Consider the following 22,381-nt stretch of genomic DNA (forward strand, 5'->3'; position numbering starts at 1 on the left):
TTGCTATAATGGCGCAATACAAAAATAAGGAATTATTTTGGAATTAACAACACAACAGTTAAAAGAAAAAATTAACGAATATAAAAAGAAATTAAGCGTAACGGTCGTTGCTCACTTTTATCAAAGAGATGAAGTTTTTGAGATGGGTGACATTACAGGGGATTCTCTTGAGCTTGCGCAAAAGACAATGGCTGATAATTCAGAGTTTGTAGTCTTTTGCGGTGTCGGATTTATGGGGCAGAGTGTTAAGGTTTTATCTCCAAACAAGAGAGTAGTTATGCCAAAAGCAGCTTGTTGCGCTATGGCTACTATGATTGATGGGATGCAGTTTGATGCTTCAATAAAGGCGCTCAATGAAGCTGGAATCCAAAATGAAAACATCTTACCAATTACATATATCAACTCAAATGCTGATGTAAAAGCAAAAGTAGGTGAGATGGGCGGTATGGTTTGCACTAGCTCAAATGCAAAAAAAATTATTACAACTGCCCTAATGGAGGGCAAAAAGATACTATTTGTTCCAGATAGATGTTTGGGGCAAAATATTGCAAACCAGATGGGATTAAAATCTTGTGTTATTGGAGATGGAAGTAATGTAGCAGATGCAGATATAATCTGTTTTAACGGTTTTTGCTCAGTTCATCAGCTATTTTCGGTTGATGATATTAAGTTTTATCGTAAAAAATATCCAGGAATCTTAATAGCTGTTCACCCAGAGTGTGACCCAGCAATTTGTAATGCAGCAGATTTCGTTGGTTCTACTTCCCAACTTATAAAATATATAAAAGATTTAGATGAGAACCAAAAAGTAGCAGTTGGAACAGAGTTTAACCTAGTGAACCGTTTGCGTTCAAAAAATACTTACGTTCTCTCATCCACAAAGCCTGAGTGTCCAACTATGAATGAGACAACACTAAGAGATGTTTACGATGTTTTAAAATCTATTGATGATGGCGCACCTTTAAATGAGATTCATATCGATGAAAACACTCAAAAATGGGCAAAAATTGCATTAGATAGAATGATGGCATTATGATAGAAGATTTTGTAAAAGAGACATTAGCACAAGATGTTGGACGAGGTGATTTGTACGCACTTGTTGAGCCGAGTGTAGAAGCCTCCGCTAAAATAGTTGCAAAAAGTGATGGTGTTATGGCAGGAGTTACATATTGTAATGTTTTGGCAAAGTTAGAGAATTTTAGAGTAGTTTGGAATAAAAATGATTCAGAGAGTTTTGTAAAAGGAGATGTTTTAGCCACATTAAGTGCAACATCACATGTACTTCTTAGAGTTGAGAGAACATTTCTAAATATGCTTCTTCATGCAAGCTCTATAGCAACACTTACTAAAAAATATGCAGACATTATCGAGCCATACGGCGTAAAACTCTTAGATACAAGAAAAACAAGACCTATGCTTAGAGTTTTTGAAAAATACGCAACAAGATGTGGTGGTGCGGTAAATCATAGAATGGGCTTAGATGACTCTTTAATGATAAAAGATACTCATTTAAAAACAATAAAAGATTTGAAAAGTTACATACAAAAAGCTAGACAAAAGATTCCATTTACTGCAAAAATAGAGGTAGAAGCTGAAACACTAGAGATTGCAAAAGAGGCGTTTAAAGCGGGTGCTGATATAGTTATGTGCGATAATATGACACCCTCTCAAGTTCAAGAGATTGTAAAATATAGAGATGCAAATTTTTCACATGTACTTCTTGAAGCAAGTGGAAATATCTCACTTCAAACTATAGAGAACTATGCTAAAGTTGGAGTTGATGCGATAAGCAGCGGCTCATTAATTCATCAAGCAAACTGGATAGATTTATCCATGAAAGTAGATTAAGTTAATTTATGGCGGATGATGCAGAAAAAACGGAAGAACCCACCTCCAAAAAGATAGAGGATGCCCGAAAAGAGGGGAATGTTCCAAAATCACAAGATGCTTCTGGTGTTATGACGCTCTTTGTGGCAATATTGGCTTTTTTGATGCTCTTTCCATATATGCTTTCGCATATACTCTCAATATTTAAATACTACTTTTCTCTCATTGGCATGACAATTGATAGAGCACTAATGCTAGATATCGCAATAGTAACTATTAAAGAGATATTTCTTATCATTATGCCTCTCTCTATTGCAGTTGCAATTGCAGGTGTCATAGCGGCTATTTCTCAGTTTGGATTTTTATTTACTACAAAATCAATCACTCCTGATCTTAAAAAACTAGATCCAATCAAGGGGATGAAAAATCTCTTCTCCATGAAAAAATTGATAGATGGAATCAAGATAACTTTTAAATCTTTTACAACTTTGGGCATTGGATTTGTTTTTTTCTTTTTATTTATCATGGAACTTCCCACAGTTGCCCTTTTTGGATTTACTGATCAGATGATTTGGCTTAGAGACAAGGCGATAATCATTGCTTTTGTTATGTTATTAATTATTTTTATTTTTGCGGTTATTGATATTGTAATTGTTAGAAAACAGTACTTCGATGGGCTTAAGATGAGCAAGCAAGAGATTAAAGATGAGATGAAAAATATGGATGGAGATCCACTTATAAAAGGAAAAATAAGACAAATTCAGATGGAAGCTTCAAGAAAAAGAATGATGTCAGCAGTCCCAGAAGCAGACGTGGTTATAACAAATCCAACACACTATGCAGTCGCAATAAAGTATGATGAACAAAAATCACATGCACCGATTGTTGTGGCAAAAGGCATGGATAATATAGCGCAACAGATTAAAAAAATTGCTAGAGAAAATGGTGTTCATATAGTACAAAATCCACCATTAGCAAGAAGCCTTTATGCGGAAGTGGAACTAGATAAGCCAATACCTAGCGAACTCTTTGGAGCAGTTGCAGAAGTTCTAGCTTATATTTACAAAATGAATAAGAAGTAGTATATAATCCCATAAAAATACTCGAAGCAGTCTTTAATTGAATGAAATAATAAAAAAAATAGATAGTGCAACTCATATAGTTATCCTCTGTGATGAGGGTTTTGATGCGGATTTGATAGGAAGTGCTAGTGCTTTTTACACTTTTTTGCTTCAAAAGCATAAAAAGGTCTCTTGGGTACTTAAAAGTCAGAGCATAAGTCACAAGCTTGCTTTTATCCCGTGGGTGGATGATATAAAAAACACATTTCCTAAAAATGCAGATTTTGTTATAAGTTTTGGCTCTTTAGGTAAAGAAAATTTAGATATTGAGATTGATTGTGAGTTGATAAACTTTCACTATAAAACAGAAATTTTATACCATTTTTTCAAAGAAAATAGAATAAAGATAAATAAAAAAATGGCGACAGCGCTATACGCTGGACTTCTTGAGAGTACAGATTGTTTTTTATATGAGGAGCTCTCTGGTACGACATTTGCTATTGCTAAAGAGTTAATAGAGAGTGGCGCAGATTTTAAGTTATGTAATAAAAATATAATGAAAAGTGTAACTCTTGGCGCTGTGAGATTAAGGGCTATTATGTTTAAAAATATGCTCTTAGAATATGATGCAACAGTTGCTCTTTTTTGTCTCAGTGATGAAGATTTGCAAGCAAGTGGGGCAACACAACTTGATGCTAAGATGGTGCTAAAAGAGTCACTCTCTTTAGCACATGTAGAAGTTGCTGTTTTGATAATGCAGAAGAGTGATTTTAAAATCCAATGTGTAATTCATTGTAAGAGTGAGCCTATTTGTGCAAAAATAGCACTAAAGTTTGATGCTAAATCACTTAGTAACCGCTTAGATTTTACACTTAATAAGACGGTATCGCTACATGTAGCCAAAGAGTTTGTGCTTAATTTAATAAAAAAGGAAATATAGTTGAAAAGAAGAGAAAATAGTTCTTTGTATGTTGTGTTGTTTGTTTTATCAATCATAGTCGGTGGTACATTTTACATGTACAACTCTCTAATTTTTGAGAGAGAGGCTCCAGCTATCGCTTTAGATAGTGATGGTTATTGGAATTTAAAAGATCCATTAAAGTTATCCATTCAAGATGTTAGTGGACTTAAATCCTACAAAGTTACACTAAAGAGTAGCAGTGAAGACACTGTCTTATATCATGAACAGTTTATGGAAGCAAAAAGTCCTATTGAACTTAAAATAGAGTCACCAAAAAGTGCTTATACTATGAAAGACAAAGAGATAAAAATAGTTGTAGAAGCGCTAGATGCAAGCAAATGGAATTTTTTTCAAGGAAACTCTACGCAAAGAGAGTATAGTCTGAAAATTGATAAAAAAAGACCGCTTGTAAGCATAATTGGAAACTCATATAAAATCAGCAAAGGCGGCTCCGCACTCGTTATATTTAAAATAGAAGATGAAAATCTAAAAGATTTTTATATAGAGACGAATTTTGATAAAAAATTTAAAGCACAACCATTTTACAAAGAAGGATACTATATTGCCCTTCTAGCATGGCCAATAATGGAGTCAAATTTTAAAGCAACTGTTGTTGTTGAAGATTATGCAAAAAACACTACTCAAGTTTATATTCCACTCTATTTAAGAGAAAAAAGCTATAAAGTTTCAAATATTAAGCTCTCAGATAGTTTCTTAAAAGGTAAAATAGCTGAATTAGCAGAGGAGTTTGAAGAGACTCAAGGTGTAACTGATTCAATAGAGCAATTTAAACTCATAAATGAAACAGTGCGATTAAAAAATGAGAGTTTAATTCATGAGATAACCTCAAAAGTTCCTCAAAAGATGGTTCAAGACTTCCATATAAATAGCATGTATCCTCTTAAAAATGGTGCAGTTGTCGCTCATTTTGGAGATCATAGAATATACTCATATAATGATAAAGATGTAAGTGAGTCTTATCACATGGGATTGGATTTAGCAAGCAATGCACAAGCTGAGATAAGACCTCAAAATGGCGGAGAAGTTGTATATTCAGAATATAACGGACTTTATGGAAATATGCCAATAATAAGCCATGGACTTGGGCTTTATACGCTCTATGGACACTGCTCAAGTATAGTTGTAAATAATGGAGATGTGGTAGGAAATGGCGCTCATATTGCAAATACAGGCAAAAGCGGATACGCAATGGGAGACCATCTTCACTTTGGAGTATTAGTTCAAGGTATAGAAGTTCATCCAGCTGAGTGGATGGATGATGAGTGGATGAAACTTAATATTACTGATATTATTAAGAGCGCAAAAGATATAATTGATAAAAAAATATAAAATCATAAAAGATTTAATTACAGGAGCAAATAATGTATCAAACAACTATAAAAAAAAGTGTTGAGTTAGTTGGAATAGGACTACACAAAGGCTCTGCGGTTAAATTAAGACTTGAACCATTAGAGTCTAACAGTGGGTTAATTTTTTACAGAAGTGATGTAGATGTAGCAATTCCACTTCTTCCAGCGAATGTTGTTGATACAAAAATGGCGACAGTTATAGGCAAAGATGGATATGTTATCTCTACAATTGAGCATATGTTATCTGCGATATATGCTTATGGAATAGATAATCTTAAAATAATAGTTAATGCAGATGAAGTCCCTGTTATGGATGGAAGCAGTGCAAGTTTTTGTATGCTTTTAGATGAAGCAGGAGTTGTTCAGCTGGATGTTCCTAAAAAAATTATGAGAATAAAAAAAGAGATAATTGTGCAAGAGGGTGAAAAGTATGTAAAACTCTCTCCTTCTACTGATTTAAAATATGGTTTTACAATAAAATTTCCACATCCAGTAATTCAGCAGCAGGAGTACGTTTTAAACTTTACAAAACAGAATTATAAAGATGAGATAGCACGTGCTAGAACCTTTGGTTTTTTACATGAAGTGCAGTATTTGCGTTCAAAAGGGTTGGCTCTTGGAGGCTCACTAGAGAATGCAATAGTTCTTGATGATAAGAAAGTACTAAACCCAGAAGGACTAAGATTTGATGATGAGTTTGTAAGACATAAGATATTAGATGCAATCGGAGACATGGCACTGATTGGGATGAATTTTGTTGGTAACTATGAAGCGCTGGCTGGAAGTCATGACTTAAACCATAAATTAACACTAGAACTTTTAAAAGATGCAGAAAATTATGAAGTTATTGAACTTGTTGATGAAAAAACAAAAGAGTTAGAAAAAGCGTATGCCTAAGAGTGTTGAGCTTGTTTTTATAACTCTCTCGTCTCCAATTTTAATTGGAATTTATGAGGATGCAAAACTTATCCAAACAATAAGAAGCGATGAGAAAAGCTCTGAAATACTGCCTATCCTCTTTGATGAAATATCAAAAAAATACAGCATTAAATCTCTTTTTTATGCAAATGGACCAGGTAGTTTTATGGCTATAAAAATCGCTTATATATTTTTAAAATCTATAAGCATATTAAAGAATATACCACTGTATGCAACAGATGCTTTTTATTTTAATGAAAATCAGCCAATCAAAGCGATTGGAAAGCTATATTTCGTTAAAATTTCATCAGAAATAAAAACTCAAAAACTAGAAACAGTGCCAGAGATAAGATTTACGCTTAGAGATGTACTTGATTATAGTGAGTTTAGTACAACAACTACGCCTCTTTATGGAATTGGAGCGGTGGGATAGGAACAAAGTGACAATAAGCGTACCAGCAACCAGTGCAAATCTTGGGCCAGGATTTGATTCTTTAGGTTTAGCAGTTGATCTGCGAAATGTAGTTGAATTTCATCCATCGAAATTTTTTAGCGTAAGCATAAAAGGTGAGGGTGAAAACAACCCAAAATTAAAAGGTAATAACCTATTTATAAGCATCTTTAATGAGCATTACAACAGATTAACGAAAAAAAAGCAAAATTTTAAATTTAACTTTTACAATCAAATACCAATGTCAAGAGGACTTGGCAGCTCTTCAGCTGTAATTGTCAGTGCAATTGCAAGTGCACATGAAGCAGCAGGAATTAAAGTTTCAAAAAGAAGAATACTAAATCATGCACTTGTATATGAGTCGCATCCAGATAACATTACACCAGCTGTTATGGGCGGATTTAATGCAGCAACAGTTGAGAAAAATAAGGTTTTTTCTCAAAAAAAACATCTCCCAGATTATATAAAAGCAGTTGTTGTAATACCAAACAAACAGATGAGCACAGCCAAAGCAAGAACACTTTTGCCAAAATCATACTCAAAAGAGAGTGCTGTTTATAACCTATCTCATACAGCATTGAGTGTTGCTGCTTTTTTCAATGAAGATTGGGAAATTTTAAAAATTGCTTCTCAAGATAGATTTCATCAAAAAGCAAGAATGAAAACTCTCCCAGAGCTTTTTAATGTCCAAAAAGTTGCTTATGAGAGTGGAGCTTTAATGAGTACGCTCTCAGGAAGCGGTTCAACATTTTTTTCTATGGTTTATGATGAAGATTCTGAAATGATAGCTAGCAAGCTAGCTTTAAAATTTCCAGAATTTGCCGTAAAAATTCTTAATTTTGATAATGATGGGCTAATTATTGATAAATAGTTTACGCTCACCTTTGAAATAAATCAAGGAACTTTTAGATATAATGGCGAAAAAATTTAACCAGCCTCTTAGGATGTGTGTATCTTGTAGAGTAAGAGATACTCAGATAAATCTTTTCAGACTTCAGTGCTTAGAATCACAACTTAGTCTTTTTAGAGGAAATGGTAGAAGTTTTTATATATGTAAAATTTGCCTCAAAGATGAAAAAAAAGTATTAAAAGCCTTTATGCGACAGTGTAAAAGCTCAGATAGAGATAAATTTTCGAACATACTAAAGGAGATCATCACTGATGACAGAAAAAGTTAGAGTACACGAAATTGCTAAAGAGTTAGGAATCACTTCAAAAGATGTAGTAAAAAAAGCCTCAGACATGGGCATTGAAATAAAGTCGGCAAATAGTTCAGTTTCAATGGAAGAGGCAGAAGGCCTAATGAACTATATAATGAGTGGTGAGCTGGCACAATCACCAACAGCTGAACAAAAAGTACAAACCAAAGCGCCTAGCCATACCCCTAAAGAAGAAGATCCTACACAAGAAAGCAACAAATCTCAAACAACTCTCTCAAAAAAAGCTAGTGAAACTCCAATACAACATGTAGTAGAAAAAGCTAAAGAAATAGATGTAAAAAACAGTGAGAAAGAAGTTATATCTGAGGTTAAAGAGATTAAAAAAGAAGAAGAGAGCATAGAATCATCTGAACTTAAAAAGATGCAGATTAAAAAATCTGGACTTAAAATTGTTAAGAAAAAGCAACCAAGAGAAGAGGAAAAAATCCAAGATGATTTTATCTCTTCAGTAAAACAGACTCAAGCTTCAATCTCCTCATATGGAAAAATTAGCGCTGAAGTGTTAGAAGAACTTGCAAACAAGAAAAAAGCAAAGCAAGCTTCAAGCGGAGCTAAAAAACAGGAACAGGGTGTAAAAATTGATATTTTTGGAGCCTCTTTATCAGAAGTCTCTATGGATATGGATGACCAAATAGTTCTCCTTGACTTAAATTCTACACAAAGACAAGAGCTAATTGCAGAAGAGCCAAGAAAGCCAAAAGTAGTGAAGCCAGCTGGAAGAAATGCAAATAAAAAATCTGCACCAAAAGGTAGAAATGTTTCTCGTGACAAGAGAAAAAAATATGCAAAAGATAAGCCAGAAGATTTAATTGTAACACATGTAGAAATCCCTGAAGATATTCGTGTTTATGAATTTGCAGAAAAATTAAACCGTCCAATTAGCGATGTTATAAAAGTGCTCTTTAGTCTTGGTTTGATGATGACAAAGAATGACTTTTTAGGCAGTGATGAGATTGAAATATTATCTGAAGAGTTTGGCGTAGAGGTAACTATAGTGGACCCTAAAGACGCTTTTAACTACGAAGAAGATTTGGCTGAAGTAATCGATGAAAATGCTACAGAGAGACCTCCTGTTATAACAATAATGGGTCACGTAGATCATGGTAAAACTTCTCTATTAGATGCGATAAGAAAAGCAAAAGTAACACAAGATGAAGCTGGTGGAATAACGCAGCATATTGGTGCTTATACAATTGAGCAAAATGGCAAAGCTATCACTTTTCTAGACACTCCTGGTCACGCTGCATTTTCACAAATGCGTCAAAGAGGAACGGATGTAACTGATATTATTATTATTGTTGTTGCTGCTGATGATGGTGTTAAGCCACAAACTGAAGAGGTTATAAAACTGGCAAAAGAGTCTAAAGTACCAGTTATTGTAGCGGTAAATAAAATGGATAAGCCAACAGCAAACCCAGATATGGTAAAAGCTCAAATGGCTGAGCGCGGATTAAACCCAATTGATTGGGGTGGAGATATTGAATTTATTCCAATCTCTGCAAAATCAGGAATGGGTATTGATGAACTACTTGAAAATATACTCTTAACAGCAGAAGTTTTAGAGCTTAAAGCTAATGAAAACGCTATGGCTAAAGCCGCAGTTGTTGAGTCTTCATTAGAAAAAGGACGTGGACCAGTTGCTACTGTAATTGTTCAAAATGGAACTTTAAATGTTGGTGATTATGTGGTTTGTGGTAGCTCTTATGGACGTGTAAAAGCACTTATTAATGAACATAAGCAACAGATAAAAAGTATAAAACCAAGCCATACAGCTGTTGTTGTCGGACTAAATGAAGTTCCATCTTCAGGTGAAATTATGATGGCTATGAGTAGTGATAAAGAGGCAAGAGAGTATGCTCTAAAACGTCATGAATATGACAGACATAAAGAGCTTTCTCATAGCACAAAATCTACTCTAGAAGATATGACTAGTATGATTGCTGAGGGAAGACTAAAGTCTCTTAAAGTTGTTCTTAAAACAGATGTTCATGGTTCACTAGAGGCGATTAGAAGTTCACTTAATGAGTTAAGAAACGATGAAGTTAAGATAAATGTTATCTCTTCTGGTGTGGGTGGAATCACAGAAAATGATGTTGAACTTGTTTCAAATAGTGAAAACTGTGTACTTCTTGGATTTAATGTTCGCCCAACAGGTAGTGTAAAAGCTTTAGCAAAACAGAAAAATGTTGATATTAAGACATACTCTATAATCTATCAACTCTTAGATGATATGACAGGTATGTTAATGGGCATGATGGCTCCTAAATTCTCAGAGATAAACACTGGTCAAGCAGAAGTAAGAAACACATTTAAAGCACCAAAAGGCATGGTTGCTGGATGTGTTGTTGTTGATGGGAAGCTTATTCGTGGAGGCTTGGTTCGCGTTATTCGCGATGGAGTTGTTGTTCACGAGGGAGAACTCACATCACTTAAGCGTTTCAAAGATGACGTTGATGAAATCGGAAATGGTTATGAGTGTGGTGTTATGATAAAAGGTTACGATGATGTAATCGTAGGCGATGTGATTGAGACATTTAAAAAAGTTGAACAAAAAGTATCTCTGTGACAGAAGCTCAAATTAAACTCAAAAGAACAGAATCTCTGCTTTTAGAGCTTATTCCAGCAGCTCTTGGCAGTTTAAATGATGAGAGACTTCATCAGCTTGATATAATTGATGTTAAATGTTCACGTGGGAGAAGTGATGCGAAGGTTTATATTCATCCTTCATCATATACGGAGCAAGAGAAAAACGAATTTATTAAGCTTTTAAAAAATGCCAGACCAATTGTTGAAACTTATTGCATGAAAAATCAGGGCTGGTTTCGTTCTCCAACACTTACATTTGAGTTTGACGAACAGTTTGTGAAAGCTCAAAGTCTTGAAGAATTATTTAAAAAAATTGCTAAAGAGTAGGCGGATTTATTTATGAGTTTAGAAAAAGATATTGAATCATTTGTTAAATCACTTGATTTAGAGCTATATGAAATTTCTGTTGCTAGAGATGGTGATGACTCTATTTATAGAGTTAATGTACTATCGACTCAAATAGAAGATGGCAAGAAAAAGGGTGTTAGTTTGGATGAGTGTGTTCATTTAAGCCGTCTTATTTCGCCTCTTTTGGATGTTACTCCACCAATGTCTGGTGAGTACAGACTCGAAGTTGGAACTCCAGGGATAGAGAGAAAAGTAAGTACGCTTAAGCAATTTGTTTTATCAATTGGCGAGAGAGTAGCTCTTACTTTAAAATCAAAAGAGAAACTTAAAGGCTTGCTCTTAAGAGTAGAAGAATCAAATATTTATCTTGATGTTGATGCAGAAGAGGTTTGTGTCGAGTTTGCTCAAATCTCAAAAGCCAAAACATATTTTGAATGGTAATTGACGAAAATTTTTACATGCGCCTTGCCCTAAATGAGGCTTGGAAATATCAAGGACTAACATATCCAAATCCAGCAGTTGGATGTGTTATTATCTCAAAGAGCGGTGAAATTTTAGCGCTTGAGGCTCATAAGAGGGCTGGACTTCCCCATGCAGAAGTTGAAGCTCTAAAATCTGCTTATATCGTTCTAAGTGGTGATAAGAAGATTTTAGAACTTACAGAATCTGCTCAAATACATAACTATCTTCTAGAGAATCATAATGATTACTTTAAAGATGCGACTATATACACAACACTAGAACCATGCTCACACATTGGTAAAACTCCATCGTGTGCAACACTTATATCAAAGCTAAATATTAAAAAACTCATAGTTGGCTCACTTGATTCTAATGAGATTGCATCTGGTGGAAATAAAGTAGTTAATGATGCTGGTGTTGAGATAAAATATGGTGTTATGCAAAAAGAGTGTGATGAACTACTTTTGCCCTTTTGGCTTTGGCAAAAAGATAAATTTGTTTTTTTTAAATGGGCGCAGAGATTAAATGGTACTGTAGATGGCGGAATAATCAGCTCTTCTAAATCAAGAACAAAAGTTCATGCTATGAGAGATGTTTGTGACTTGTTAGTAATTGGTGGAAATAGCGTAAGAGTAGATAGGCCAACACTTGACGCAAGGCTTGTAAATGGCAGAGCACCAGATATTTTGATAGTATCAAAAAGTGATGATTTTGATAAAACCATACCACTATTTAGTGTTAAAAACAGAGATGTAGTTATTTCAGATAATTTTGACATTTTAAAAAATTATAAAAATATTATGATTGAGGGAGGAGGGGGAATGTTTGAATATTCAAAAGATGTGGTTAATTATCATCTTACTTTTATATCTCCTCTCATAGGCGGAGATGATGGTTTTACATGTAGTAGTGAGAAGTTTAAGATTTTAAATCTAGACCAAGATGAGCAAGATATAATCATGTGGATGAAAAGGGAATTATAAATAATGCAAGAGCAAGAAAAACAAAATAAGATAGTTTCAATGTTTGATGATATTGCACCAACTTATGACACTGCAAATCGTGTTATGAGTATGGGTGTTGATAAGAGCTGGAGAAGAAAAGCTTGTGATTTATCATACGGTTTTTATGCTAAAGATAGTATTGATAAGATAGTAGATGTTGCTTGTGGCACGGGCGATATGATGGACTTTTGGAAAAAAAGAGCAGAAACTAACGGCATAGCTGTTGGTGAGATTGTTGGTGTTGATCCATCAAAAGGTATGGTAAATGTAGCAAGAGAGAAATTTCCTAAATTTAACTATCATATATCAAAAGCAACCCAAATACCGCTAGAAGATGCAAGTGCGGATATTCTTAGCATAACTTATGGCATAAGAAATGTAGTAGAGAGAGAAGCCGCTTTAGTAGAGTTTAGTAGAGTTTTAAAAAGTGGTGGCTTAGTGGTTATACTAGAATTTATGAAAAATGAAAATCCATCGTTCCTTGGGCGCATTAGAGATTTCTACATGAATAAAATTTTGCCAAAAATTGGCGGTTTTATCTCTAAAAACTTAGAAGCGTATGAGTATCTTCCAAACTCAATAGAGAGCTTCTCAACAGTAGAAAATATGAAAAAAGAGTTAGAGAGTGCTGGATTTGAGGTAATTTATTCAAAGAGTTTTTCAATGGATATCTCCACTCTTTTAATTGCAAGAAAAAAATAGGCGCTTTGTGTGTACACACTAAGTGTCTCTTCTCTCAATGAGCAGATAAAAGCTCTCCTAGAAGAGAGTTTTAGCCGTGTTTTAGTTGAGGGCGAACTCTCCAGAATTACATTTCATAGTAGCGGACACATATACTTTACACTCAAAGATGAAAACTCAACTATCAAAGCAGTTATCTTTAAAGCGAATGCTGCAAAATTAAAATTTCAACTTCAAGAAGGGCTTAAAGTTATACTCGATGGTGCGATAACTCTCTATAAACCACGTGGTGAGTATCAGATAAACTGTTTTAGTATCTCACCAGCAGGGCATGGTGCGTTAGCTTTGGCCTATGAGCAGCTCAAAAATAGGCTTGCATCAAAAGGGTACTTTGAGAGCTCAAGAAAAAAACAACTTCCAAAATTTCCAAAACGAATAGCTCTTATAACCTCTGCAACAGGGGCAGCAGTTGCAGATATGTTAAGAGTAGCAATGAGCAGATACAGAGCAATAGAGATAGATATATATGATGTTTTAGTTCAAGGAGATAATGCAGCTCCATCCATCATAAGAGCGCTCTCTTTAGCAGATACGAAAGGTTATGATATTATTGTTTTGGGGCGAGGTGGCGGAAGTATAGAGGATTTATGGGCATTTAATGAGGAGATTGTAGCCGATGCAATATTTAGTGCAATAACTCCGATAATCTCTGCGGTTGGACATGAGATAGATTGGGTTATAAGTGATTTTGTAGCTGATTTAAGAGCGCCAACACCAAGTGCTGCAATGGAGATGTGTCTCCCTGATGAGAAAGAGTTGTATCAATTTATAGACTCATTAGTAGCGAGATATGAGCAGATGATTTCACAAAAACTCTATGGCGTAAAACAAGAACTTGAACATATAAGCAGACTCTACCAAGACCACTCTATAGAAAAAAAAATAAGTTATAAACTAGAGGAGATTGCTCAGTTAAAACTCTCTTTTACTAATAGCATCTATTTTAAGATGCAAAGTTTTAATAAAGAGGTAGAGTCCATAAAAATCAGATTCCCAAATGCAATACAGAGTAGAATAAATATTGTTCAAAATCAAGTATTGACTCTGCAAAAAATGTTAGAATCCAACCATCCAAGATTAAAAACCAAAAAAGGTTTTGCACAAATTTCTAAGGATTCAAAGGTTATTGACATAGAGTCACTCATAGTTGATGAAGTTTTTGATTTGATGAGTGATAGAGTAGTTATAAGTGCAAAAGTAATAAATAAAAAAAATATATAGGAGTTTACATGAAGTATCCAGAATTTTTTGATAACGTAGAGAGTATAAAAGTTGTAGATCCACTCTCAAATGTCTTAGGAGCATTTGAAGGTGGTTTATATGAAATAAGTTTCTTAGAAGTTGTAAAAGCAGCAGGGCACAGTTGTCCAACAGTTGCAGGTGCTTACATAACAACATTAGTGGGTTTAAAAGCTCTATATCCAAATGCAAGAGCAGTTCGTGGAGAGATAAAAGTTGAGTTTAAAGAGTCACTAGAAGATGGTGTTGCTGGAGTTATTAGTAATGTTATCTCTCAAATCACAGGTGCTACTGATAAGAGCGGATTTAAAGGTTTAAGTGGAAAATTTGCTCGTCACTCACTAATGAAATTTGATGCAAATATAAGTTCATCAGTAAAGTTTACAAGAGCAGATAATGGTAAAAGCGTAGATGTATATTATGACCCATCATCAATTGGTGGAAGCCCTAAAATGCAACAATTAATGCAAAAAATGATGGGTGGCTTGGCTAGTGGTGATGAAGTAAAAGAGTTCGGCGAACTTTGGCAAGATAGAGTTAAGCGAATCTTTGAAAATATACCAACAGTTACAAGAGTTATAATCTGATTGTAATATTGCAGTAATAAATTTGTTATATACTTCTTCGCAAAAAAAGGAGCAAAAAAAATGGCATATTTTGATAATGCAAAAGTTGGTGATAAAGTTTTTGGTTTAGTCTTTGGTGCTGGAGAGATAGCTCAAATATTTGAAAATAGCCACTATAAAATAATGGTAAATTTTAAAAATGGCTATGAAGTTCCATATACTGAAGATGGAATTCCTGGCTGGGGAAATTTTAATAAACAGACACTCTATTTTAAAAATGATATAGATTTAACTGATGTTGATTTTTCTCCTATCTCAAAAGTACTAACCATAAAAAAAATAATAAAGCTAAAAGATAAGAAAAAGCTTCAAGTGAGACTTCCTTCAGGTGTTTGGAAAAAAGTCAAAAAGGCAGAAGAGTCTTATGTTGAAGACCTTTTAGAGAGAGAAAAATATCATATGTTTAGAAAAAAACCTGAAAAAAAAGATTAATTCTTTGATAAAAGATAGTCGTATTGTCTCTACTCCAATTGGTTACATGTTAGCAGTTGCAAGTGAGAGCGCTTTGCTCTATCTTGATTTTATTGATGAAAAAGTAGAGACACAAAACTCAAACAATCCAATTTTACTTAAGCTAGAGCAAGAACTAAGAGACTATTTTGTTAAAAAATTGCGAACCTTTAGCATACCGCTCTCTCCTAGTGGAACAGCGTTTCAAAGAGCTGTTTGGGATACACTTTTAAAAATTCCATATGGTTTAACTCTCTCTTATGCTGATGAAGCAAAACTATTTGGCAATCCAAAAGCAACAAGAGCAGTTGCAAATGCAAATGGCAAAAATCCAATCTCTATTTTAATCCCATGTCATCGTGTTATATCTTCAGATGGCTCAATTGGTGGATATAGCGGCGGCGGAATCTGGAGAAAAGAGTTTCTACTCTCTCTTGAGGGAGTAGAAAAATAGTTTTATCTTAGCGATAAAGTTGGGAAGTAAGTATGAAGAGTAATCGCAGTTTGAGTAGAAATCTTTTTCATAAATTTATCAAATCTGTTCTCCTCATTCCATTGTGGAGTAGTTACTCCGCTTAATTCTATCAACCTTTTTTTCGCATCAAATGAGACTCCAAGAGTGTCCACAAGACCGACTTCCTTGGCTTGGCTAGCAGTAAATATATGTGCATTTGCATAAAAATCTCTCTTATTTATATCAAGACCTCTAGCATCTGCAACGTCTTTGGTAAAAAGCTCATAAGTTCCTTGAATAACTTTGTTTAACTCATTTTTTTCATACTCTGTCCACTCTCTATCACTTGCACCTACTTTTTTGTATTTTCCTGCTTGCACACTTTGTGATTTTATGCCTATTTTGCTCATAAGTTCACTAACATCAGCACCTTGCATTATAACTCCAATGCTTCCAACCATAGAACCAGGATTTGCGATTATCTCATCTGCCCAGATACTAGCGTAGTAACTTCCACTTGCAATCGTCCCACTTGCATAAACAATAACTGGCTTGCTCTCTCTTGCACGCTTTATTGCGTATGCTATCTCAATAGATGGTGCAACTGCTCCACCGGGAGAGTCAACATTTAACAAAATTCCTTTTACAAAATGATTTGCAGCAGCATCATCTATCTGTTTTAGAACTTCTGAGACTTCCATAATAGGACCTACTAGATTTATCTGTTCAAGATTGTTTGGTTTTAAATCCTCTTTGCTTTGAGGAGCAAATATTAAAAAGAGTATAAGCACAAAAATCATAGCCTTGAAATGTTCTTGAATAAACTTCATTGTAAAGAGTATTGGAGAGAACAGTTTTTTTATAAATTGCATTAAGCACCTTTTTTGGGAATAAGTTTTCCATTGATATAAATTTGGGAGATATTATATCTATGAAGTATTAAATGGATAGCCAACTCATCATTTGGCTCTTTATCTAAATCTAAAACTAACATATCAGCATTTTTGCCCTCTTCTATCTCGCCAGAGTTTATGCCAAGAGCTAAAGCTGCATCTTTTGTTACACTGCTTATGAGTTGCTTTGCTAAAGGCAGAAGAGGCATATTAGAGTGCATAAAAAGAGCGCACTTCATCTCTTCAAAAAGGTCAAGTTTGTAGTTTGAACTAAGTCCATCAGTTGCGCATATCCAGTTAATATTTTTCTTATTTATTTCGTTCAAATCAAGCGCACCATTGCCAAGAAGTCTATTTGAAATAGGGCAGTGGATTATAGTGTGGTTGCCCTTTTTTATGCTCAGTAGCTCTTCTTCATTTGCTTTTACTACATGTGTAAATAGAGTTTGTTGCTCATTAAAATGCTCTAAAAACTCACTAGCGCCACATGTAGCAGAGTTTTGTTTTAGTAACTTCTCAAAAAACTCTTTAAAATCGCCCTCGCTTTTATCTAGCCACTCTCTCTCAGCACTGCTTTCCATAAAATGAGCAGTTAGTTTAAGGTTCTCATTTTTTACGATTTGAAGGGCTTTTTTAATTAAAATAGGATGAACAGAGTAGGGTGAGTGAATGGCAATGGCTGGGTAAAAACCCTCTCTATTTACGCTCTTTGAAGCATCAAGTCTTGCCAAAAAATCAGCGAAAAGGGCATCCGCCATAGTTGCTTGAGAACCGATTAGCTCATTGAAAAAAACAACATTTTGCTTTGCATCAGCGCATACATCCAAATCCATTCCATGCGAGCTAATTGCCCCAAAAGTTGTGATTCCAGACTCAAGCATACAAGAGATAGCTTCTCTCATACACCCTTTTTTACACCCCTCTATAAGAGTCTCTCTATTTTCAAGTACACTATAGAGCCAAGGGATAAAATCTCCATATGAAAGCTCTGTCTTGTTTGCACTAAACTCTACATGTACATGGGCATTTATAAGTCCTGGCATAAGAAGAGAATTTTTCTGTAGCTTAATAATTTTTGCATCTGGAAATAGAATTTTCAACTCTTCAAGCGGTGCGATTTTATGTATGGTTTTATCAAATGCAACGCTAAAATTGCGAAGAAGGTTTTGCGGTGTTAATATGTACTCTGGGGTAATTATTTGCATCTTTCATCTTTTTTTAGAATTTAAAATAGATTATGCTTTATTTAGATAAAATGGCTCCTTAAAATTTTAATTATTAAATAAAAAGGCAATATATGAAAATAGCAGTAATTCAAGGACCAAACTTAAATATGTTAGGTGTTAGAGAGCAACAAATTTACGGTTCTATGAAACTAGAGCAGATTCATGCTCAAATGAGAGATTTTGCAGCACAAAGCGGACTAGAGATAGAGTTTTTTCAAAGTAATCTAGAGGGTGAAATTGTAGATAAGATTCAAGAGTGCTATGGCGATGTAAACGGCATAATCATAAATGCAGCAGCATATACGCATACATCAATAGCTATACGTGATGCAATATCTGCGGTCAATCTTCCAACAGTAGAAGTTCATATCAGCAATATCAATCGTCGTGAAGAGTTTAGAAAACAGAACATGATAGCGCCAGTTTGTACATCATCAATTGTTGGGTTTGGGCCATTTGGCTATCACCTTGCAATGGTTGGTATGATTCAAATTCTAAATGAGATAAAAGCAGTTCAAGAGATGCAAAAACAACAAGCTCCTCAAGCAGAGTAGGAAATGTTTATAGAGCGTAAATTAAACGATAGTTTGACTATCTATAAAAATTTACGTTTTTATAAAAAAGAGCAAAAAAGCTTCCATCGTTATAGAGTTACTATCGGTATAGGTGGAAATGTTGGCGATGTCAAAAGAAGATTTGCACATCTTGAAACATATTTTAAGAGAGATAAAAGAGTTGAGTTTTTGCAAAAATCGTTGATTTTAAAAAATCCTCCTTTTGGTTTTATGAATCAGGATGATTTTTTTAATTCAATAATTATATTAAAAACGAGTATGCAACCTATGCTATTTTTAAATTATTTAATGAGAGTTGAGAAGAAATTTGGACGTAAAAGAAGTTTTGCAAACGCTCCACGAACACTTGATTTGGATATTATATTTTTCGATGAGAGAGTTGTTAAAAAAGAGAGACTTTCCATTCCGCATCCTGAGTATTCAAAGAGAGTCAGTGTGCTAATTCCACTTAAAGGTTTAAAAAAATGAAAATATTAACTTTTGTTGGAAAAACACCATCAGATGCTCTAAAAAAAGCAAAAATGAGTCCTAACTATGCCCAAATGCTTCATATCGACACTAAAGAGATACAGAAAAAATCACTAGGGCGAGATGCGCTATATGAGATAATAATGGGTATAGAGAGTGAGGGTGAACAGACATATCAAAAAAATAGCTCTACAATAAAAGATGGCAGACCTCTTACTCAAAAAAGTGCCGATGTTCTTTACGACATCTCTTATGCAGCAAAACAGATATCTAAAATAGCAGAGGTAAAAGACCCACTATATGGGTATAAAGAGCAGAGTAGCCAAAATAACAGTAGTATGTGTCATTTACAAAAACTAATGTTACTCGTAGACAATTAAGCATTTTCGGCTTAATTAAAAAAAAAGAATCATAGAAGCCAAAATTTATTCATATTTTGTACCTTTTAAATTAGTTATAATTTTGTTTAAGAACTGTAAAATATTGATGGCATTTTCACACTCTTTTTTATATATCTCAGCATTAGCATCATCATGTGATGTTGGATTTAAGATGAAGTTTTTATAAAACTCACCTCGTTTAATTAGAGCTTTAATTGTTTCGTTAGAAATTGTCCCGTCAGCATTTTGAATTTTTTCAGTAAACTCAATTTCTGTTTTGTTTAATGGGTTAAATGAAGATTTAATACAATTAATTTTAACTTGTTCATTTTTTGTGGAATCATCCAAAATTTTTTGCACACTCTGATAAAAACGATTTGTTACTTTGTGCGACCGAATATAATGCTTGTCTTCTGATTTTAAAGTATCTATAATGTTTTGTAACTCCTCCACTCTCCCCAACTCTAAAAGTTGTTCAAATTCTGTAATAATTCTCTCAAACTCTTTTCGTATAAAATTCCCAGCAGAGTATTCATCACCCGTTGAAAGGCTACCCTTTGCATCTGTTAAATAGCTAATATCTTTATCGTACAAAAAGGCTTGATGATCGTGTACAAAAAGTTTTTGTACTTTCCATTGATTAGCTTCTTCACTATCTAAATTGATCATTTTTCTTGCCATATTAAAAAACTGTAAATTATGGGTCAAAATAAGCTTTTGATAATCTTGGAACTCTTCTAAAATATACTTCATAATCAATTTTCGATTCGCCATATCAAGGGACGTCAAAAAATCATCTAATACCAAAAGTTTAAATCCATCACGCTTTTCTTCATATTTTTTGGCAAGTGCAAAATAGATAGCCACGCTAATTAGTTTTAATTTGGCTTCATTGAAGTGTTGGGATGGCTTTCCATTGCATTCTATATCATCAATCTTAATTTTTATGACAGGTGGGTTAAATTCCAAAATATCGCTGTTTCCTGAGTGTGCTGGAGTAATTGAAAATGAAATCTTGAAGGACTCATCAAACTTTTCTATAACTTCATTAATTTCTTTAAGAGGAAAATAATTTTCAAAAACTAATTGTAATAGATCGTTTTCTAATTTGAGCATCTCTTCAAATTTTGCTCTAATCGCTGTGGCATCGTCATTGCCAATTTCATCAATTATCTTGTTCTTTAACGTATCAAGATTGCCAAATTGAGCAAAACGCTTAAAATGATAATTTTCATTCTTATCAGTAACAGGACTTTTCATTTGGGGAAAATGCTCAAATAATGTATCATTTAATGCAATATAAAAATTTTCTTTTGTAAGTCTATTCAGGACTTTTTCATTCGCAAAATAGATGCTTGGATCAATTCCGATAATATTTTGGGGTTGTGTTTTACGAGTTAATACACTAAAATCTGATAGTTCATCTGCATTACAGTTTAAGACCTTGTCCTCATCTAGGATAATATTAACTTTTAAAGTCTCAGCTTCACATCCACGCGACCTATATGTTTCTTGAACTTTTGAAGCAATATCTTTATCTAACCTTTTTTGATGATAAAAATTTGAGTATAAAGCTTCATAAATAGAACTTTTACCTGTGCCATTTTCACCATAGATCAGCAAGCTTTTAGCATTAAAATCAACAGTTAAATCTTTATGAAATTTAAAATATTTAAGCTCGGCTTTTTGAACTCTCACTGCTCACCTCTAAAAAACCGTTCATAAAGTTCACGGGTGGCTTTTCCTGGCATGTCATACATTCTGCGTTTTAATTTATAAGGATATACTGAAAGTTGATTTGAATCTAAATACTTTTCTAAAAGCTCAAACCCTCTATATAGCCTACCAAAACCATAAGGACAAGTATAGTTTTTATCGTAAAAAACTTCCCATTTTTCGTGCATTATTTTAATAACAAGGTCATACATGTCATGTTTGATATATGTTGTAGAGCCTTTTGCATACGATTGTCTCACAAGTGATTTGGCAAATTTTGTAGTATTGTCACTACCTACATTTAAATTATTTTTGACCAAATAAACTATGACTGTATCTTTTGGATAAGCGTTGGTGTACAAGTCTATAAGTTGAAACCATTTAGCAAGTTCATTATCAGATTGTTGTTTTGTTTCTTCAAAATATTCAACGGAATCTACAATACGATTTAAATCATCTAAAATTTCTCTATATGTCTTTTTTTTAAATGGTGAGTATTCCGTTTTTTCAAAAAAATCTCTCAGGCCTATCTCAGAGCTCTTTATCCCTTGTTCTCCTCTAGTCATATAAGAATAAATCTTAAAAGCTCTAAGTTTTAGTTTATCATCTATTGCTTCACATCGCTCATCAAAGGATTTCCAGAGTTCAACAAAAGTATCCTGCTCATTATGCCTGTTAGCCATATAATAGAGGTTTGATTTAAAAATATCACTATCATCAAGTGGCATTCCCCTGTTATTCATTGTCTCAAAAATCTTCAGCGCTTTTTCTCTGGCTTTAGCAGTATTTTCAGCTTCTGTGAAAATAGGGAGTAACGAAACATCATAAAGAATAAAATCTATAAAATCTTTTATATCATTTCCATCTTGATCAATAAAATCTTTAATCTTTTCATAGAAAAAATAGATATTTGTTTTAAATTTATCTTTTTTATTTTGTGGTTTTTCATATTGATAATTTTCGTCTAAAACTTCATTGAATGATAGGGAATCCCGTTCAATAAAAATATTTGTTATGACTCTTTGTTCTATGATTGCATCTGTTCTATCATCTAATATCCAAATGGTATTTTTGAGCTTTCTATTTTTTGCATCAAATGCCCATAAAACTTTTAAAAGCATAATCAATGTGGTTAAACGTTGCTGCCCATCTATAACCTCAAATTCATCTCTGGCAGATGTTGCAAGTACAAGATTGCCAATAAAATAGCCTTCTGATTTATTTTTTTGAAAAGCGGTTTTTAAATCCTCAAAAAGTTCTTCACATTCACTTTCAGTCCAAGTATAGGCCCTTTGATATGGAGGAATTATATATTTGGTTTTATCTCCAAAAATTTTTAATATATATTTTTGTTCTGCATTGAGTTGTAAAGCCATTTTTATCCTTTGAACATAGGTGAAATAAG

The 22,381-nt window shown here is 33.8% G+C and carries 25 protein-coding genes; 21 read left to right on the forward strand and 4 right to left on the reverse strand.

Features of this window, described 5'->3' with window-relative positions:
* Positions 1-37 precede the first annotated feature (37 nt).
* Genes nadA through SUDEN_RS03580 form a run of 18 tightly spaced genes read left to right on the forward strand, consistent with a single transcriptional unit; the run spans position 38 to position 15,718 of the window.
* On the forward strand, positions 38-1,036 hold the full coding sequence (gene nadA, locus SUDEN_RS03495; protein WP_011372300.1) for a quinolinate synthase NadA: 999 nt from the start codon (positions 38-40) through the stop codon (positions 1,034-1,036).
* A complete protein-coding gene (gene nadC / locus SUDEN_RS03500) occupies positions 1,033-1,848 on the forward strand; it encodes a carboxylating nicotinate-nucleotide diphosphorylase (protein WP_011372301.1) in 816 nt (271 codons plus the stop codon). The genes nadA and nadC overlap by 4 nt, the downstream gene beginning before the upstream one ends.
* A gap of 8 nt (positions 1,849-1,856) precedes the next feature.
* The gene (flhB, locus tag SUDEN_RS03505) at positions 1,857-2,909 is read left to right on the forward strand and encodes a flagellar biosynthesis protein FlhB (RefSeq protein WP_011372302.1); all 1,053 of its coding nucleotides are present in this window, start codon (positions 1,857-1,859) and stop codon (positions 2,907-2,909) included.
* 37 nt (positions 2,910-2,946) lie between these two features.
* Complete coding sequence (locus SUDEN_RS03510) at positions 2,947-3,828, forward strand: DHH family phosphoesterase (protein ID WP_011372303.1); 882 nt, start codon at positions 2,947-2,949, stop codon at positions 3,826-3,828.
* On the forward strand, positions 3,829-5,199 hold the full coding sequence (locus SUDEN_RS03515) for a M23 family metallopeptidase (RefSeq protein ID WP_041672192.1): 1,371 nt from the start codon (positions 3,829-3,831) through the stop codon (positions 5,197-5,199).
* A gap of 32 nt (positions 5,200-5,231) precedes the next feature.
* Positions 5,232-6,116 carry a UDP-3-O-acyl-N-acetylglucosamine deacetylase gene (gene lpxC / locus SUDEN_RS03520; RefSeq protein WP_011372305.1) on the forward strand — a complete coding sequence of 295 codons (885 nt, stop codon included), beginning with the start codon at positions 5,232-5,234 and terminating at the stop codon, positions 6,114-6,116.
* Positions 6,109-6,570, forward strand: a complete 462-nt coding sequence (locus tag SUDEN_RS03525; RefSeq protein WP_011372306.1) for a hypothetical protein — start codon at positions 6,109-6,111, stop codon at positions 6,568-6,570. The genes lpxC and SUDEN_RS03525 overlap by 8 nt, the downstream gene beginning before the upstream one ends.
* 7 nt (positions 6,571-6,577) lie before the next feature.
* Positions 6,578-7,459, forward strand: a complete 882-nt coding sequence (thrB, locus tag SUDEN_RS03530; protein ID WP_011372307.1) for a homoserine kinase — start codon at positions 6,578-6,580, stop codon at positions 7,457-7,459.
* Positions 7,460-7,502: 43 nt separating this feature from the next.
* Complete coding sequence (locus tag SUDEN_RS11445) at positions 7,503-7,766, forward strand: hypothetical protein (RefSeq protein WP_011372308.1); 264 nt, start codon at positions 7,503-7,505, stop codon at positions 7,764-7,766.
* Positions 7,750-10,374: a translation initiation factor IF-2 gene (gene infB / locus SUDEN_RS03540; RefSeq protein ID WP_011372309.1), complete on the forward strand. Its 2,625-nt coding sequence runs from the start codon at positions 7,750-7,752 to the stop codon at positions 10,372-10,374. The genes SUDEN_RS11445 and infB overlap by 17 nt, the downstream gene beginning before the upstream one ends.
* The gene (gene rbfA, locus SUDEN_RS03545; RefSeq protein WP_011372310.1) at positions 10,371-10,721 is read left to right on the forward strand and encodes a 30S ribosome-binding factor RbfA; all 351 of its coding nucleotides are present in this window, start codon (positions 10,371-10,373) and stop codon (positions 10,719-10,721) included. The genes infB and rbfA overlap by 4 nt, the downstream gene beginning before the upstream one ends.
* A gap of 12 nt (positions 10,722-10,733) precedes the next feature.
* Positions 10,734-11,183 (forward strand): ribosome maturation factor, encoded by a 450-nt coding sequence (locus SUDEN_RS03550; protein WP_011372311.1) that lies wholly within the window; start codon positions 10,734-10,736, stop codon positions 11,181-11,183.
* Complete coding sequence (ribD, locus tag SUDEN_RS03555; protein ID WP_011372312.1) at positions 11,177-12,187, forward strand: bifunctional diaminohydroxyphosphoribosylaminopyrimidine deaminase/5-amino-6-(5-phosphoribosylamino)uracil reductase RibD; 1,011 nt, start codon at positions 11,177-11,179, stop codon at positions 12,185-12,187. The genes SUDEN_RS03550 and ribD overlap by 7 nt, the downstream gene beginning before the upstream one ends.
* Before the next feature lie 3 nt (positions 12,188-12,190).
* Positions 12,191-12,910, forward strand: a complete 720-nt coding sequence (gene ubiE, locus SUDEN_RS03560) for a bifunctional demethylmenaquinone methyltransferase/2-methoxy-6-polyprenyl-1,4-benzoquinol methylase UbiE (RefSeq protein WP_011372313.1) — start codon at positions 12,191-12,193, stop codon at positions 12,908-12,910.
* Positions 12,911-12,919: 9 nt separating this feature from the next.
* Positions 12,920-14,170, forward strand: a complete 1,251-nt coding sequence (xseA, locus tag SUDEN_RS03565; RefSeq protein WP_011372314.1) for an exodeoxyribonuclease VII large subunit — start codon at positions 12,920-12,922, stop codon at positions 14,168-14,170.
* A gap of 8 nt (positions 14,171-14,178) precedes the next feature.
* On the forward strand, positions 14,179-14,775 hold the full coding sequence (locus tag SUDEN_RS03570) for an FmdE family protein (RefSeq protein WP_011372315.1): 597 nt from the start codon (positions 14,179-14,181) through the stop codon (positions 14,773-14,775).
* A 60-nt stretch (positions 14,776-14,835) separates the two neighbouring features.
* On the forward strand, positions 14,836-15,246 hold the full coding sequence (locus SUDEN_RS03575) for a hypothetical protein (protein ID WP_011372316.1): 411 nt from the start codon (positions 14,836-14,838) through the stop codon (positions 15,244-15,246).
* A gap of 4 nt (positions 15,247-15,250) precedes the next feature.
* Entirely contained in the window at positions 15,251-15,718 is a 468-nt protein-coding gene (locus SUDEN_RS03580) for a methylated-DNA--[protein]-cysteine S-methyltransferase (RefSeq protein WP_011372317.1), read from the forward strand.
* A 2-nt stretch (positions 15,719-15,720) separates the two neighbouring features.
* On the opposite strand, the gene sppA is transcribed toward SUDEN_RS03580, so the two are convergent.
* Together sppA and mqnF are read right to left on the reverse strand one after the other, a co-directional pair.
* Complete coding sequence (sppA, locus tag SUDEN_RS03585) at positions 15,721-16,590, reverse strand: signal peptide peptidase SppA (RefSeq protein WP_011372318.1); 870 nt, start codon at positions 16,588-16,590, stop codon at positions 15,721-15,723.
* Positions 16,590-17,816, reverse strand: a complete 1,227-nt coding sequence (gene mqnF / locus SUDEN_RS03590; RefSeq protein ID WP_011372319.1) for an aminofutalosine deaminase family hydrolase — start codon at positions 17,814-17,816, stop codon at positions 16,590-16,592. Before mqnF ends, sppA begins: the two co-directional genes overlap by 1 nt.
* Before the next feature lie 92 nt (positions 17,817-17,908).
* Between mqnF and aroQ the strand changes: the two genes are divergently transcribed.
* From aroQ to SUDEN_RS03605, 3 genes are read left to right on the forward strand one after another with little or no spacing between them, the layout of a single operon-like run.
* A complete protein-coding gene (aroQ, locus tag SUDEN_RS03595; protein ID WP_011372320.1) occupies positions 17,909-18,391 on the forward strand; it encodes a type II 3-dehydroquinate dehydratase in 483 nt (160 codons plus the stop codon).
* Between the two features lie 3 nt (positions 18,392-18,394).
* Complete coding sequence (gene folK, locus SUDEN_RS03600) at positions 18,395-18,880, forward strand: 2-amino-4-hydroxy-6-hydroxymethyldihydropteridine diphosphokinase (RefSeq protein ID WP_011372321.1); 486 nt, start codon at positions 18,395-18,397, stop codon at positions 18,878-18,880.
* Positions 18,877-19,260 carry a hypothetical protein gene (locus SUDEN_RS03605; protein ID WP_011372322.1) on the forward strand — a complete coding sequence of 128 codons (384 nt, stop codon included), beginning with the start codon at positions 18,877-18,879 and terminating at the stop codon, positions 19,258-19,260. Before folK ends, SUDEN_RS03605 begins: the two co-directional genes overlap by 4 nt.
* 45 nt (positions 19,261-19,305) lie before the next feature.
* Here the strand turns inward: SUDEN_RS03605 and SUDEN_RS03610 are convergent, their stop codons facing one another.
* Positions 19,306-20,958: a hypothetical protein gene (locus SUDEN_RS03610; protein ID WP_011372323.1), complete on the reverse strand. Its 1,653-nt coding sequence runs from the start codon at positions 20,956-20,958 to the stop codon at positions 19,306-19,308.
* On the reverse strand, positions 20,955-22,352 hold the full coding sequence (locus SUDEN_RS03615) for a DUF262 domain-containing protein (protein WP_011372324.1): 1,398 nt from the start codon (positions 22,350-22,352) through the stop codon (positions 20,955-20,957). Before SUDEN_RS03615 ends, SUDEN_RS03610 begins: the two co-directional genes overlap by 4 nt.
* Positions 22,353-22,381: the final 29 nt, after the last annotated feature.

The sequence above is a fragment of the Sulfurimonas denitrificans DSM 1251 genome (assembly GCF_000012965.1).
Classification (GTDB): Bacteria; Campylobacterota; Campylobacteria; order Campylobacterales; family Sulfurimonadaceae; genus Sulfurimonas; species Sulfurimonas denitrificans.

Coding starts and splice junctions, on each gene's coding strand:
- nadC (WP_011372301.1), top strand. CDS start 1,033: ATGATAGAAGATTTTGTAAAAGAGACATTAGCACAAGATGTTGGACGA.
- SUDEN_RS03605 (WP_011372322.1), top strand. CDS start 18,877: ATGAAAATATTAACTTTTGTTGGAAAAACACCATCAGATGCTCTAAAA.
- mqnF (WP_011372319.1), bottom strand. CDS start 17,816: ATGCAAATAATTACCCCAGAGTACATATTAACACCGCAAAACCTTCTT.
- lpxC (WP_011372305.1), top strand. CDS start 5,232: ATGTATCAAACAACTATAAAAAAAAGTGTTGAGTTAGTTGGAATAGGA.
- SUDEN_RS03615 (WP_011372324.1), bottom strand. CDS start 22,352: ATGGCTTTACAACTCAATGCAGAACAAAAATATATATTAAAAATTTTT.
- SUDEN_RS11445 (WP_011372308.1), top strand. CDS start 7,503: ATGGCGAAAAAATTTAACCAGCCTCTTAGGATGTGTGTATCTTGTAGA.
- ubiE (WP_011372313.1), top strand. CDS start 12,191: ATGCAAGAGCAAGAAAAACAAAATAAGATAGTTTCAATGTTTGATGAT.
- SUDEN_RS03575 (WP_011372316.1), top strand. CDS start 14,836: ATGGCATATTTTGATAATGCAAAAGTTGGTGATAAAGTTTTTGGTTTA.
- folK (WP_011372321.1), top strand. CDS start 18,395: ATGTTTATAGAGCGTAAATTAAACGATAGTTTGACTATCTATAAAAAT.
- flhB (WP_011372302.1), top strand. CDS start 1,857: ATGGCGGATGATGCAGAAAAAACGGAAGAACCCACCTCCAAAAAGATA.
- sppA (WP_011372318.1), bottom strand. CDS start 16,590: ATGCAATTTATAAAAAAACTGTTCTCTCCAATACTCTTTACAATGAAG.
- SUDEN_RS03550 (WP_011372311.1), top strand. CDS start 10,734: ATGAGTTTAGAAAAAGATATTGAATCATTTGTTAAATCACTTGATTTA.
- aroQ (WP_011372320.1), top strand. CDS start 17,909: ATGAAAATAGCAGTAATTCAAGGACCAAACTTAAATATGTTAGGTGTT.
- infB (WP_011372309.1), top strand. CDS start 7,750: ATGACAGAAAAAGTTAGAGTACACGAAATTGCTAAAGAGTTAGGAATC.
- SUDEN_RS03570 (WP_011372315.1), top strand. CDS start 14,179: ATGAAGTATCCAGAATTTTTTGATAACGTAGAGAGTATAAAAGTTGTA.
- ribD (WP_011372312.1), top strand. CDS start 11,177: ATGGTAATTGACGAAAATTTTTACATGCGCCTTGCCCTAAATGAGGCT.
- SUDEN_RS03525 (WP_011372306.1), top strand. CDS start 6,109: ATGCCTAAGAGTGTTGAGCTTGTTTTTATAACTCTCTCGTCTCCAATT.